Origin of the sequence: Sphingomonas phyllosphaerae, assembly GCF_036946485.1 — a bacterium.
Lineage (GTDB): Bacteria > Pseudomonadota > Alphaproteobacteria > Sphingomonadales > Sphingomonadaceae > Sphingomonas > Sphingomonas phyllosphaerae_E.
This window is the reverse complement of sequence record NZ_JAQIJA010000005.1, coordinates 693,982-707,319: the sequence shown is the minus strand read 5'-3', so window position 1 is coordinate 707,319 and position 13,338 is coordinate 693,982. Positions and strand designations below refer to the sequence as shown.

Annotated in this window: 15 protein-coding genes and 1 pseudogene; 9 read left to right on the top strand and 7 right to left on the bottom strand. The window is 67.6% G+C overall.

Features of this window, described 5'->3' with window-relative positions:
• The first annotated feature begins 12 nt into the window (after window positions 1–12).
• From PGN16_RS12005 to ribH, 3 genes are read left to right on the top strand one after another with little or no spacing between them, the layout of a single operon-like run.
• Window positions 13–618, top strand: coding sequence for a riboflavin synthase (locus PGN16_RS12005; protein WP_335309642.1), 606 nt, complete (start codon window positions 13–15; stop codon window positions 616–618).
• The gene (ribB, locus tag PGN16_RS12000; RefSeq protein ID WP_335309641.1) at window positions 608–1,741 is read left to right on the top strand and encodes a 3,4-dihydroxy-2-butanone-4-phosphate synthase; all 1,134 of its coding nucleotides are present in this window, start codon (window positions 608–610) and stop codon (window positions 1,739–1,741) included. Before PGN16_RS12005 ends, ribB begins: the two co-directional genes overlap by 11 nt.
• On the top strand, window positions 1,741–2,160 hold the full coding sequence (gene ribH / locus PGN16_RS11995) for a 6,7-dimethyl-8-ribityllumazine synthase (RefSeq protein WP_335309640.1): 420 nt from the start codon (window positions 1,741–1,743) through the stop codon (window positions 2,158–2,160). The genes ribB and ribH overlap by 1 nt, the downstream gene beginning before the upstream one ends.
• Window positions 2,161–2,249: 89 nt before the next feature.
• On the opposite strand, the gene PGN16_RS11990 is transcribed toward ribH, so the two are convergent.
• Window positions 2,250–3,032 (bottom strand): class I SAM-dependent methyltransferase, encoded by a 783-nt coding sequence (locus PGN16_RS11990; protein ID WP_335309639.1) that lies wholly within the window; start codon window positions 3,030–3,032, stop codon window positions 2,250–2,252.
• Between the two features lie 98 nt (window positions 3,033–3,130).
• On the bottom strand, window positions 3,131–3,553 hold the full coding sequence (locus PGN16_RS11985) for a putative quinol monooxygenase (RefSeq protein ID WP_335309638.1): 423 nt from the start codon (window positions 3,551–3,553) through the stop codon (window positions 3,131–3,133).
• A gap of 99 nt (window positions 3,554–3,652) precedes the next feature.
• On the opposite strand from PGN16_RS11985, the gene PGN16_RS11980 reads away from it, so the two are divergent.
• Complete coding sequence (locus PGN16_RS11980; RefSeq protein ID WP_335309637.1) at window positions 3,653–4,024, top strand: hypothetical protein; 372 nt, start codon at window positions 3,653–3,655, stop codon at window positions 4,022–4,024.
• Window positions 4,025–4,129: 105 nt separating this feature from the next.
• On the opposite strand, the gene PGN16_RS11975 is transcribed toward PGN16_RS11980, so the two are convergent.
• On the bottom strand, window positions 4,130–4,924 hold the full coding sequence (locus PGN16_RS11975; protein WP_335309636.1) for a DUF72 domain-containing protein: 795 nt from the start codon (window positions 4,922–4,924) through the stop codon (window positions 4,130–4,132).
• Window positions 4,921–5,625 carry an HPP family protein gene (locus PGN16_RS11970; protein ID WP_335309635.1) on the bottom strand — a complete coding sequence of 235 codons (705 nt, stop codon included), beginning with the start codon at window positions 5,623–5,625 and terminating at the stop codon, window positions 4,921–4,923. Before PGN16_RS11970 ends, PGN16_RS11975 begins: the two co-directional genes overlap by 4 nt.
• 506 nt (window positions 5,626–6,131) lie before the next feature.
• Here PGN16_RS11970 and PGN16_RS11965 point away from each other — a divergent pair.
• Window positions 6,132–6,959, top strand: coding sequence for an SDR family oxidoreductase (locus PGN16_RS11965; RefSeq protein WP_335309634.1), 828 nt, complete (start codon window positions 6,132–6,134; stop codon window positions 6,957–6,959).
• Window positions 6,960–7,229: 270 nt separating this feature from the next.
• Here PGN16_RS11965 and PGN16_RS11960 read toward each other — a convergent pair whose 3' ends face one another.
• Window positions 7,230–7,784, bottom strand: coding sequence for a transporter associated domain-containing protein (locus PGN16_RS11960; protein ID WP_335309633.1), 555 nt, complete (start codon window positions 7,782–7,784; stop codon window positions 7,230–7,232).
• 95 nt (window positions 7,785–7,879) lie between these two features.
• On the opposite strand from PGN16_RS11960, the pseudogene PGN16_RS11955 reads away from it, so the two are divergent.
• The 3 genes and pseudogenes from PGN16_RS11955 to PGN16_RS11945 form a co-directional block, all read left to right on the top strand.
• Window positions 7,880–9,325: pseudogene (locus PGN16_RS11955) on the top strand (DHA2 family efflux MFS transporter permease subunit); the annotation flags it as partial.
• A gap of 10 nt (window positions 9,326–9,335) precedes the next feature.
• Window positions 9,336–10,070, top strand: a complete 735-nt coding sequence (locus PGN16_RS11950; protein ID WP_335309632.1) for a siderophore-interacting protein — start codon at window positions 9,336–9,338, stop codon at window positions 10,068–10,070.
• 133 nt (window positions 10,071–10,203) lie between these two features.
• The gene (locus tag PGN16_RS11945; RefSeq protein ID WP_335309631.1) at window positions 10,204–10,977 is read left to right on the top strand and encodes a TetR/AcrR family transcriptional regulator; all 774 of its coding nucleotides are present in this window, start codon (window positions 10,204–10,206) and stop codon (window positions 10,975–10,977) included.
• A 441-nt stretch (window positions 10,978–11,418) separates the two neighbouring features.
• Here PGN16_RS11945 and PGN16_RS11940 read toward each other — a convergent pair whose 3' ends face one another.
• Complete coding sequence (locus PGN16_RS11940) at window positions 11,419–12,321, bottom strand: LysR family transcriptional regulator (RefSeq protein WP_335309630.1); 903 nt, start codon at window positions 12,319–12,321, stop codon at window positions 11,419–11,421.
• Window positions 12,322–12,614: 293 nt separating this feature from the next.
• Between PGN16_RS11940 and PGN16_RS11935 the strand changes: the two genes are divergently transcribed.
• Entirely contained in the window at window positions 12,615–12,995 is a 381-nt protein-coding gene (locus PGN16_RS11935) for a VOC family protein (RefSeq protein WP_335309629.1), read from the top strand.
• Window positions 12,996–13,013: 18 nt separating this feature from the next.
• On the opposite strand, the gene PGN16_RS11930 is transcribed toward PGN16_RS11935, so the two are convergent.
• The gene (locus PGN16_RS11930) at window positions 13,014–13,316 is read right to left on the bottom strand and encodes a helix-turn-helix domain-containing protein (protein ID WP_335309628.1); all 303 of its coding nucleotides are present in this window, start codon (window positions 13,314–13,316) and stop codon (window positions 13,014–13,016) included.
• Between the last annotated feature and the right edge of the window lie 22 nt (window positions 13,317–13,338).

The following is a 13,338-nucleotide window of genomic DNA, read 5'->3' as shown; positions in this document are numbered from 1 at the left end:
AAGGCCTATCCCATGTTCACCGGCATCGTCACCGACATCGGCACCATCGACAGCGTGGAGGAGCGCGGCGACCGGCGCGTCACGATCGCCACCGGCTATGACACCGCCACGATCGACCTCGGCGCGTCGATCGCCTGTTCGGGCGTGTGCCTGACGGTCGTAGACACCCGCCCGGGCCAGTTCGTCGTCGACGTGTCCGGCGAGACGGTCGCGCGCACCGCCCGCGATCAATGGCAGGCTGGACGTCGCCTCAACCTCGAACGCGCGATGAAGCTCGGCGACGAACTCGGCGGCCATATCGTCACCGGGCATGTGGACGGCATCGCCGAGGTGATCGGCATATGCGCGGACGGCGATTCGAAGCGCATCGGCTTTCGCGTCGACGCCGCGCTCGCGCCGTTCCTCGCCACCAAGGGGTCGGTGACGATCGACGGCGTATCGCTGACCGTCAACGAGGTGCGTGACGAAGCCGACGGCACCCACTTCGCGATCAACCTGATCCCGCACACGCAGGCGGTCACCACGCTCGGCGCGCTGGCGGCGGGTCAGGCCGTCAACGTCGAGATCGACGTCCTCGCCCGCTATCTGCAACGCATGGAGCATTATCGTGGCCGCTAAGTCCGCCGAACTCGCGCGTCTGCGCCACGGCTATCTGTCGACCCCCGAAGAGATCATCGACGAGGCGCGCAACGGCCGGATGTTCATCCTGGTCGACGACGAGGATCGCGAGAACGAGGGCGATCTCGTCATCCCCGCGCAGATGGCGACGCCCGAGAAGATCAACTTCATGGCCCGCCACGGCCGTGGGCTGATCTGCCTGGCGATGACCAAGTCCCGCGTCGAGGACCTCGGGCTCGACCTGATGAGCCGCAACAACGGCACGCGCCACGAAACCGCCTTCACCGTCTCGATCGAGGCGCGCGAGGGCGTGACGACCGGCATCTCCGCCGCCGACCGTGCCTGCACGATCGCGGTGGCGATCGATTCGACCAAGGACCGCACCGACATCGTCACGCCGGGGCACGTCTTCCCGCTGGTCGCGCGCGACGGCGGCGTGCTGGTGCGCGCGGGACATACCGAGGCGGCGGTCGACGTCTCGCGGCTCGCCGGCCTCAACCCGTCGGGCGTGATCTGCGAGATCATGAACGAGGACGGCACGATGGCGCGCCTCGACGATCTCGTGTCCTTCGCGCAGCTCCACAATCTCAAGATCGGCACGATCCGCGACCTGATCGCCTATCGCCGCCGCCACGATCATCTGGTTGAGCTGGTCAGCGAGGCGCCGTTCACCAGCCGCTGGGGCGGCGACTGGACGGTGCGCGCCTATCGCAACAAGGCGACCGGCACCGAGCAGATCGCGCTAGTGAAGGGCCGCGTCGACCCGACCCGCCCGACTTTGGTGCGGATGCACGCGCTCTCGCCGTTCGCCGACCTGTTCGGCGAGGAGGGCGAGCGCAGTCGGATGCTGTCGCGCTCGATGGAGCTGATTGCCGCGGAAGGCGCGGGCGTGATCGTCGTCATCAACCGCCAGCGCGCCGATTCCTTCACCACCGCGGTGCGGCTGAAGGCCGGCGAGCAGGCGACGGTCGATATGGAGGAGCTGCGCGATTACGGCGTCGGCGCGATGATCCTCGCCGAACTGGGCGTGCACGACATGGTGCTGCTCACCAACACGCATCACACATTGGTCGGGCTCGACGGCTATGGGCTGTCGATCGTCGGCGAACGGAAGGTGGATTGATGGCCAACGTCCTCATCGTCGAAGCGCGCTTCTACGATCATCTCAACGACATGCTGGTCGCCGGCGCCACCGCGGCGGTCAAGGCGGCCGGGCATCGCGCCGAGGTGCTGACCGTACCCGGCGCGCTCGAGGTGCCCGGCGCGATCGCGCTGGCGGCGGAGAGCGGGCGCTATGACGCCTTCGTCGCGCTCGGCGTGGTGATCCGCGGCGAGACCTATCATTTCGAGATCGTTGCCAACGAAAGCGCGCGCGGGATCATGGCGCTGACCATGGACGGCGTACCGATCGGCAACGGCATCCTGACCACCGAGAACGAGGCGCAGGCGATCGCCCGCGCCGACCCGGCGCAGCTCGACAAGGGCGGCGCTGCCGCCAAGGCGGCGCTGGCGATGCTCGACCTCAAAGAACGGCTCGGCTGACTCCGTCATCCCGGGCCTGACCCGGGATCCCGCTTCTTCAGCAGCAGCCGGCAATAGCGGGACCCCGGATCGAGCCCGAGTGACGAACATCAGTCGCGGCCGAGCAACAGCTCCGACGTCTTCGTAACCGTGAACACGTCGGTCGTCCGGAACGCCGCGTCGACCGTCGCCGCCAGCTTCGCCGCCGCGCCCGGCGCATCGGCCTCTGGCAGGCTGGTCAGGTAGCCGAGCAGATCGACCGGATCGGTGACGCGCAGCGTGTCGTCATAGCGTCGCACCTCGACCGTTCCGAACCGCGCCTGCATCAGCGCAAGGCCCTCCTCCGACGACAAGGGGGCCGGTCGTGCCGCTCTGCGGCCGAGGGCCGCTTCCACCAGTCCGCTCAGCTCCGCCATCGTGCCCGACCGGTTGAGCACCACCGCCACCGTCCCGCCCGGCCGCGTCACGCGCGCCAGCTCGGCCAGTCCGGCGACAGGATCGCGAAGGTGGTACAGCATGTGGATCGCCAGCGTGGTGTCGACGCTGCGGTCCGCCAACGGCAACACCGCCGCATCGCCGACGATCGCCGCGACATCGCGCCACCGCCCGGCGGCGTGCACCGCCGCTTCCGCCGCCGCCACCATCCCCGCCGAATTGTCGATCAGCCGCAACGCCAGATCGTCCGGGACGCTGGCCGGTGCCTGTTGCCAGAACGCCCCGGCGCCACATCCCACATCCGCCACCACGCTGCCCGGCGTGAAGGCGATCGCTTCGGCCAGCCACGTGAACCAGTCGCCGCGTCCGTATCGGCGATGAAGGATCGCGCGTGCCGCCAGCCGGTCGGGAAAGCGATACTGCACCTCGCGGAGATAGCGTGCTTCGTGGTCGGTCATCGTTGCTCGCGGCGTGGCATGACGATGGGCGCGGCTTTAAGGGTTGCGCGAGCGCGGCGGCAGTCCCGCGCCGACCGAATATGGTGAGACGGGCGTGCTCACATGCACGTCACCGGCCCGCCGGCCTTGCCCTTCGACTTGGCGCACAGCAGGATCGGCTGCGTGTCGACCAGCCGCAGCGCGCGCACCATCGTCGCGGTCGCGGTCTTGTAGGTCAGGAAATGCGGCGCGCGGATATGCGCTTCATAGGCGGAGCGGCTGGCGTAGACCTCGAGCAGCCTGATCTGCGTCGGATCGTCCGCGATCTGGACCGAGTGGAGCATCAGCACACCCGCCTCGCTGCGGACCGACGCTTCCTGCTCGGTCGCGAGGATCGTCTTGTAGGCGTCGAGTTGCGCCGGATCGACCGACACTTCGGCGATCCGCACCATCATGCCGGTGTCGCCCGGCGTGGCCTGTGCCGCCCCGGCGCCGGCCAGCGCCAGCGTCGCGGCGCCTGCCGCGCGCATCATGTCTCTCATCTCGCCCTCCTGCGGTCGCCTCGCCGCGGGAAATAGCCTAGAACCATCCACCTGACGCGTCTGCCCGCTTCCGTGGCAGCCTGTCGCGAGGATGCGCAAATGGATGACGGGCCGCCGGCCACGACCGCGCTGGCCGCGGCGGAGCGACTGTTTCGCGACGGCGCGATCGGGGAGGGCGAGGACATCGCCGCCTTCCTCGACCGCTTCGCGGCCCGGCTCGCGCGTGCCTATCATCGCGGCGAGCTGTCCTATGCGGTGTGCGACAGCATCGCGGGCGACCTGTGGGGGCTCTTGCAGGGCCTGTGGCTCGACGGCGTCGCGCATCGCTGGCCGACGATGTTCCAGCAGGTCCATGACGCGTTCGAGGCCGGTGCCTATCACGCGCGTGCCGATGGCTCCGACGATCCGGTCGCGACCTATACCGACCCGGCGATCGCCGCGATCGTGGCGGCGCTCGACGGCGCGGATTGAGGCTGTCCTACACGCGCCAATGCGCGGCATGGCAGGTGTATGATCGCTCCTGCGCCAATGTTGAGAAAAGCCGCCAGCGTCTCAACATTCGCAACATTCGCGGCGTCAGCCGAGCCGCTCGATCAACGCCATCGCGGCATGGGGCGCGCGCACTTTCGCGCCGTTGATCATGAAGATGAACGTGTCGCGAGGGCGCACCGGCGCCGGTTCGGCGACATAGGGCAGGCCGTCGGGGCTCCCGCCCGCCGCCCATGTCCGTGCGACGTCGCGCCAGCGGTCGAGCGCCGCCGGAGCATAGCCGGTCGACTCCTCCTCGCGCGCATCCTCGAGCCGCGCATAGACGAAGTCGCCCGACACGTCCGCCAGCGCCGGATAGTCCGCCGAATCGCCATGGACGATCGCCACCCCGGCGGCGCGGCACAGAGCGACGAACTCGGGGGTGGCGAAACTCTCGTGCCGCACCTGGATCGCATGGCGCAGCGGCACGCCCGCCTCGCTGGCGGGGAGCAGCTTGAGGAAGGCGGCGATGTCCTCGGCATCGAACTTCCGCGTCGCGGGCAATTGCCACAGGATTGGGCCGAGCATGTCGCCCAGCTCGACGATGCCCTGACCGACGAAGCGCGCGATCGACTCGCCGGCCTCGGCCAGCACCTTGCGCGTCACGCAATAGCGCGACGCCTTGAGCGCGAAGACGAACCCCTCGGGCGCGGTCTCGCGCCAGCCGGCGAAGGTCGCGGGCTTGAACGACGAATAGAAGGTGCCGTTGACCTCGATCGCGGTGACGTGGCGGCTGGCATATTCCAGCTCGCGCTTCTGCGGCCATTTGTCGGGATAGAAGCTCCCGCGCCATGGCTCGTAGGTCCAGCCGCCGATGCCGACGCGAATCGAAGAAGCCGTCATCGCACCGGCGTGCCGGGTTGCCGCACTTTTGTCGAGCCGGCGCGGCGCGCGGCGGCATGGACTTCGGCGCGGGTCAGCAAAGCGTCGAGATCTTCGGGCGCGATGTCGAACGTCTCGTGCAGATCGGCGAGCGCCGCGTCGATGTCGGCGGCGTGCAGCCCCGGGGTGGGCGCGGCGACCGGTGCGGCGGCGCGGTGCGGATAGCTGTGGCGGGTCATGCGATGATAGAGGATGCCGAGCGCGACCAGTGCGACCGAGTTGATCCCGACCGGCGCGAAGGCGAAGGTCCAGCCCGCGGCATGGATGCCGGGGCTGCCGATCACCGCGGTCAGCGCCGCCGCGCCGCCCGGCGGATGGAGGCAGCGCAACAGCGACATGGCGAGGATCGCGCCGCCCACCGCGACGCCCGCTGCCAGCGCGGTCTGCGGGATCAGGTGATAGGCCGCGACCCCGACCAGCGCAGAAAGGACGTTGCCGCCGATCACCGACCACGGCTGTGCCAGCGGGCTGGCGGGCACCGCGAACACCAGCACCGCCGAGGCGCCGAGCGGCGCGACGATGATCGGCAGATCGGCGTGGCTCAGCGGCATCCGCGCGCAGACGAGGAACGTCAACGCGAGGGACAGCGCCGCGCCGAGACAGGCCAGCAACCGGGCCGGCCAATGCGCGCCGGCGAGCAGGAGCGAGAAGAACGGCGTCATGCGCGCGCCCGTAGCGCAGTGCCGCCGCGTCGTCACCGTCGGAGCGAGGAACTGCACGCACGGCAACGCGCGAGGTCCGCCAAGGGAAAACGCGCTTTTGAAGATCACTCGTCGCCGCTCGCAGCCGTCAGCCGCCGGTCCAAGCGTCTATTTCACAGCGCGGGTGCGGATCGACGCACCATTCGCCGGCTGCGGTGCGCTACCCAGTGCCAACGTCACCTTCGAGCCGGGGGCGCGGACCGCCTGGCACCCCCACCCGCTCGGGCAGGCGATCATGATCACTCTTGGGCCGGTCGGGTTCAGCGGGAAGGCGGCGTCGTCGAGGAAGTCCGTTCCGGCGATACCGTCTTCTATGAATCGGACGAAAGGCATCGGCACGCCGCCGCGCCCAACACGGGAATGACGCATCCCGCCATTGCGGAGAAGCTGGACGGCGCGGCGGTGACCTGGCTGGAGAAGGTCACCGACGCCCAATATAAGGGCGATACCGCTCAGGGAGGTGTGCAATGACGGGAGTCACAGTCGTCATCGGTGCCGGTTCGTTAGGCCAGGCCATCGCCCGCCGTGTCAGCGCGGATCGGCATGTGTTGCTGGCCGATCTGCGGGAAGAGAACGCCAAGCGTGCAGCCGAGACGCTGGCGGATGCAGGCTTCACTGTCAGCATCGCTGAAGTAGACATAGCGGAACGCGCCTCGATCGCCGGGCTTGTCGCACACGCGACCCGGATCGGACCGGTCGAGCGGCTGATCCATGCGGCGGGCGTGTCGCCGTCACAGGCACCGGTCGAAGCGGTGTTGAAGGTCGACCTTCATGGCACTGCCGTTATTCTGGAGCTGTTTGGCGATGTCATCGCTCGCGGCGGCTCAGGCGTCGTCATCGCATCGCAATCGGGGCATCGCTTGCCGGCGCTGACCGAGGAAGAAGACCGGGCGCTCGCCACGACTCCCGCGGACGATCTTCTTTCCCTGCCCTTTCTCGCAGTGGATCGCGTGCGGGACACGCTTCACGCCTACCAGCTTTCCAAGCGTGCGAACGCGCTGCGCGTCGCGGCCGAGGCGGTGCGTTGGGGAGAACGGGGCGCACGGATCAACTGCCTCAGCCCCGGCATCGTCATCACCCCGCTCGCGCGTGACGAGCTGACCGGGCCGCGGGGCGAAGGGTATCGGCGCATGCTGGAGCTGAGCCCCGCGGGCCGCGCCGGCACCCCCGATGAGATCGGCGCACTGGCGGCGTTCATCATGGGGGCAGAAGGCGCTTTTATAACCGGCAGCGACTTCCTCGTGGATGGTGGTGCGACTGCATCGTTCAAGTTCGGACCGCTACGGCCGGCATGACGGCCTGCGTCGTTCGTGGGCAAATGTCACAACCGGAAAGTTCTGCCGAATACGATCGCATCATCAACGAGGGGGGCGAGAGCGGCTCGGCCCCTTGAACCATGCGGCGCGGACATGCTGCTGTTTCGCACCAATACACTGCATCGATGTTCAACCGGCGGTGAAGGTCCCCCTCCTCCGTATCGCTGATCCGACTGCCGAACATATCAAGGCGGTCAGCGTAACATGCTTCTCGTCAGGCGGGCAAACCCGATACGCCGGGATTGTTCATCAAAGTCGCGTCAGCCGCAGCTGTCCGATCACCCCTTGGTCGACGCTGACGACTTGGATCCGCAAACCCGGCAGTTCGACCGCGTCGCCGGGCGCCGGGATGCGGCGGAGGCGATCGAGCACCAGCCCGGCGAGCGTCTGGTATTGGCGTCCCGCGGGTTCGCTGAGCGGAAGCAGATTCTCATAATCGTGGATCGGTTCGCGCGCCGCGACCAGATAGCTGCCGTCCGGCTCTGCGGTCAGCGTGTCGAGCTGGGCCTTGCCGCGCGCGCCGCCGCTGCTGACGAAGTCGCCCGCCACGGCGCTCATGATGTCGGCGAGCGTCACCAGCCCGGTAATGGCGCCGAACTCGTCCACCACCATCGCCATGTGCAGGCGCACCGTCTTCAGCGTCTGAAGCAGGCTGAGGACGCTCGTATTCTCCGCGACATAGGCTGGCGTCACGGCGAGTATCGCGAGGTCGACCGTCTCATCCCGCGCAAGCCGCGAGAAGATGTCGGCGCGGGCGACGACGCCGACGATCCGATCGAGATTGGCGCCTGATGCGACCACCACGCGCGATGCTCGGGTAGCGACAAGCGCCCGGCGCAGCGCATCGCCGGCTAACGCCACGTCGACCACCTCGATCTCCGGCCGGCGTCGCGCTCGGGCTCGCCTCGTTCATGGCGGTGGTGGACATCACCATCGCCAACGTCTCGGTGCCGACGATCTCCGGCAATCTCGGCGTCAGTTCGGAGGAGGGTGAGTGGACCATCACCTTCTTCGCGGTCACCAACGCCATCTGCATCCCGCTCACCGGCTTCCTCGGACGCCGGCTGGGGCAGGTGCGGCTGTTCCTCGGTTCGGTGACGCTGTTCACCCTCGCCTCGATCCTGTGCGGCCTCGCGCCGAGCTTCGGCTCGCTGCTGGCGTTCCGCGTGCTGCAAGGCGCGGTGGCGGGGCCGATCGTGCCGCTCAGCCAGGCGCTGCTGGTCGCGATCTTCCCGCCGCAAAAGCGGACCTTCGCGGTCGCGATGTGGGCGATGACCAATATGATGGGCCCGGTCGCCGGGCCGGTGCTCGGCGGCTGGATCACCGATAATTACAGCTGGCCGTGGATCTTCCTCGTCAACGCGCCGGTCGGCGTCTTCGTGGTCGTCACCATCCTCTTCGTGCTGCGCGGGAATGACGCGCCGTCGATGAAGGTGCCGGTCGACCTCGAGGGCCTCGCGCTGTTGGCGATATCGATCGGGAGCCTTCAGGTGCTGTGCGACCGTGGCCGCACGCTCGACTGGTTCTCCTCGCCCTTCATCGTCACGCTGGCTGTGCTGTCAGTCGTCGGCTTTGCGCTGCTGGTGATCTGGGAGCTGGGCGAGAAGCACCCGATCATCGACCTGCGCCTGTTCGAGCATCGCAATTTCGCGATCGGCACGCTTGCCGTGGCGATCGGCTTCGGCCTCTACTTCGCGGCACTGGTCCTGATCCCGCTCTGGCTCCAGACCAATATGGGCTACAGCTCGACCTGGGCGGGTCTGGTCGGGGTGTTCGGTGTCGGGCTGGCACCGTTCCTCGGCAAGTGGGTGGCGCGGCGCGATGCGCGCATCTTCGCCAGCATCGCCTTCGCGGCCTGGGCGGTCGTGGCCTTCTGGCGCTCGGGCATGACTACGGGGGTGACCGCCGGCGAGATCGCGCTGATCCATCTGGCGCAGGGCGTCGGCATCGCCTTCTTCCTGACTCCGCTCGTGAGCCTGTCGCTCGCCGGGCTGCCAATGGAGAAGGTCGCGTCCGCATCTGGCCTTCAGACCGCGATCCGCATGATGGCCGGCTCGATCATCGCCTCGCTCGCAGGCACCTTCTGGGACCAGCGCGCGCGGTTCCACCAGCACCATCTGGTCGATGCGCTCAGCCCCGCCGCCGACCGCGTGCAGACCCCGCTCGCCACGCTGCGCAGCGCGGGGTTCAGCAGCGAACAGGCCTGGGGGCTGATCGATCGCCAGACCGAGATCCAGGCGCACATGCTCGCGCTCAACGACTTCTTCTACTTCTCCACTTTCGCCTTCGCTGCCGCGCTCGGGATCCTGTGGTTCGCGCGCAATCCCCATGCGCCCCGGCCCTGATCGGGAAAGGATGCCTTTCATGCTGCCCAAAACCCCAACCTTCCGGTGTCAGGCCGAGGTGATCGACGTCGGAGCGACCACGCCGCACATGCAGCGTGTCTCGATTGCGGGGGGTGCACTGCGCCAGCTCACCATCGATTCGCCCGCCCAATGGGTGAAGCTCTTCTTCCCCACCGCGCCGGGCGTCGCGAAGGCGGGGCGCGCCTATACCGTCCGGCGCTGGGACCCGGCGCACGCGGTGATGGACATCGAGTTCGCGCTGCACGGCGATCACGGCCCCGCATCGCGCTGGGCAGCGGGTGCGCGACCCGGCGAGATCGTCGAAGTGGCAGGTCCCCGACGCGGTCACTGTATCAACACGGACGCGCGCAACTACATCCTGATCGGCGATGCGACCGCATTGCCGGCGATTGCCTCGATCCTCGAGCATTTGCCCGCCGGGATGCGCGCGCAAGCCTTTGTCGAAGTCGTCGACGAAGCGGAGCATCAGCCGTTCGCCACGAAGGCGGCGCTCGATACCGTCTGGCTCCATGCGGGTTGTGAGGTGCCGGGGACCACCGGCCGCCTGGAACTCGAAATTCAGGCGGCCGATCTTGCCACACAGGACTGTCAGGTCTGGCTCGCGGGCGAATCCTTCATGGTGCGATCGGTGCGCACCCACCTCGCCGTCGACCGCGGGATCCCCGAGCGGGCGATCGACGCCAAGGCCTATTGGAAGGTCGGCGTCGCGGATGCCCGCGGCTGATCCGGACGGCCGATCATGACGCGGCGTCCGGCGTGGCGAGGCAGACAGATCAACGTCTCGAAATACCACCAGTCCTGCTCCGACAAGGCTCTACCGGTCACACGATCAAGGCAGCGGATCGACCGCATCCTTGATGCGGCGGCGCAGCTTCTCGAAGAGCAAGGGCTGGACGGCTACACCGTGCATCGCGTCGGCCGATCTCGGCGCAGCGACGGTCTATCGTCATTTCGCCTGCCGCGACGCGATCACCGAGGCTCTGATCGACCGCGAAGCCGTAACGCTGCTGGGTGTCCTGTGCGAGGTGCAGGCCGAGGCCGACCCGCAGCGACGGCTGGCCCGACTGATCCGCGCGCATATCGCTCATCGCCGTCAATGGCCGCGCCTCGTTAAAATCCTGGACTTCGAAGAATGGCGGCTGCGGCATTCGCGACCGGCAGATCGGGATCCGGCGTTGTCGTTCGTCCAGACCGTCATATCAGACGATCGGCTGCTCGCCTGTCGGTCGGCCGAAGTCGCGGGTGACATCCTTGCGATCGTCCGGGGCATGGCTGCGTCGCCGGACGGGACCAGCGAGCAGCTGGAGCAGCGTATCCGCAGGACCGTCGCCGGCTATCTGGACAGCTGCTCCGCTGCCCGATCGTTCAAGCCGACGCGCACAACAGCGGCGCGAGCGACCACTCGAAGAGGCGATCAAGGACAACAGGATCGTCAGGCTGACAGCGGTGCCGATCGCGGCGTCATCGACCAGCTTCAGCTCGCCGATGCGCATCCGGGTGCGGCAATGAAGGCGGAACTGGTAGCGCGCATGGTCTCAGCCCACGATTCCGGAACGCGCAAGCTGATCGAGGGTGCGTGCCTGCATCTCACTGAAGCCCGCGGCCATAAACGCCGCATGTTCGGCGCTTGACAGGAACCGCCCATGGCGCGCGAGCACGGCGGCTCTCCGCGATGCTTCGAGGCGGGGATCGGCAAGCGCGTTGCAGCGCCGCCAGCCGAAGACCGTCTCCGCGATCCGATGCCACCAGCGGACTTCGATGGAGCTGATCGGATCGCCGGAGAAGCACGCGATCACGCTGCGCTCCGCCCGGCTGAAGCACGGCGCAGGCGGCGCCGCTGCTCGCTCCCGAACCTGAACGCGCCGCGAGTGGAACGCCGGAGCAGCAGGCGAGAAGGAGAGGGCGTCGATCCGAAATGCCCCGTGGTATCCAAACATGACAAGAAGCCTCGCTCAGGAACGAGCGCGCTCTAGGCTTCCTCCTACCCGGCTAGAATGCTGCCGGACGCAACATGTCCTTGTTCCTAGTGAAAGGCTTTCGACGGAGGTTGTACGAGGCGAGCCCTGAACCGGTCAGCGCCGGCTGCACACGTCCCGCACGGCGGTGCGCAGAAAGCGGTGCGCGGTATCGTTGTCCAGCCGCGGGTGCCACGCCTGCGCGATCACCACCGTGTCCAGCGGCCGCAAGGGCAGATCGAAGGTGCGCAGTGACATCCCGAGCCGCTCGATCCCGCGCAGCACCTGACCCGGCGCAAGGCCGATCAGGGACGATCCGGGCAGCGCCAGCAGCATGGTGTGGAAGGACGCGACGATCAGCGGCACCCGCCGTTCCAGCCCCATGGCGGCCAGCGCATCGTCGATCGGGCCACGCGCGCGGCCCCGCCGCGAGGCGCTGATCTGCTCGAACTGCGCGAAGCGCTCCGCCGTGATCGTCTCGGAAAAGATGGGGTGATCGGGGCAGGCGACCCCGCGATACTGATCGCGCAGGATCGTCTGCACCCGGACCTCAGGCCCCATTGCACGCAGCGCGCCGATGTCGAGATCGATCCGGCCCTCGCGAAGCGCGTCGTCATCCGCCTCCCCCTCCGGCGCGAAGCGCAGCGTCACCAGCGGCGCTTCCTCACGCAGGCGCGCGAGCAGGTCGGCACCGAAAGCCCCCGAAAAATACTCGTTCGCCCGGATCGTAAATTGCCGGTCGAGCGACCCGATCGTCAGCGCGCCCTCCGGTCGCAGCAGCGCACCGGCTTCCTCGACCAGCTGGCGGACGCGGTCGCGCAGCTCCAGCGCGCGCGGCGTCGGCACCAGATTACGGCCAGCGCGTACCAGGATCGGATCACCCACTGTGGTCCGGATGCGAGACAGCGCCCGGCTGAGCGACGGGGCACTCATGTCGAGCCGTTCCGCGGCACGCGTGACGCTCGCCTCCTCGATCAAAACAGTGAGCGTGACCAGCAGGTTAAGATCAGGAACGGTCATTGGCCCTCTGCCCGGCACGACGCATCAGTCCTGTTTTCCTCATACAGAACACATTTCTTGCGCCTCTTGTAGCGTGAAAAGACGCTCGCAATAGCGCGCGCCCAGTAGATCGCCGCCCGCAAGGCAAGGGCGTTCGGCTTGCTATAGCATTCGTTGCACCAATAGGCGGCAATGCCATGTCTCGCTTAGCGTGCAGCCCATGAAAGCGGCGTCGAGATGGGGAGCGAGATCGGCATGGACGGCAATTCGGGATCGTCGCGATTGTTGCGACATTCGCATGGCAGGTGCCCGGCATGGCTGAGCAGCCCGGCCATGTCACCGGCATCGGTGGCGTTTTCGTCAAGAGCAAGGATCCCGTGGCGCTGGCGCGCTGGTACAAGGAGGTGCTGGGGCTCGACGTCGAATCGTGGGGCGGGGCAGCGCTGCCCGTCGACGCGCCCGGGCATCCGCCGAAGGTGTCGTGGATGGCGTTCCCGGACGGCACGGACCATATGGCACCGTCCGTGCGGGAGTTCATGATCAACTTCGCCGTAGACGATATGGACGCGATGATTGCGCGACTGACGACGAAGGGCGTTCCGATCCTCAAGCGGGACGATGCCGGTCCGTTCGGCCGGTTTGCCTGGATACAGGACCCGGACGGCACCAAGATCGAGCTGTGGCAACCAAAATAGGTATGGCCGGCGTGTCGGTCAGCCGGACGGCCTGCGCCACGGTGAAAGAAGCTCATAGCGCGTCACCTCGGTCGCACCGCTCTTCGCAGCCCGCAACAGCCCCCGGTCGATCAGGTGCAGCACGGCGTCCTGTGCGCTACGCTTGGAAAGTCCGGTGCGTTCGGCGAGCTTGGCGTGGCTGAGGCGCGCGAAGCCTCCCTCTGCCGCGGCAAATAGCGAGAGGTAGACCAGAAAAGCCGAGGTCCGGCGGTCGTGACCCACCAGATCGCGCATGAGCGTGTCGAGGACGTAAGCGTCCAACGCGTACTGCTTGTCGCTCATTGCTATAGCAATTAGCATCGCG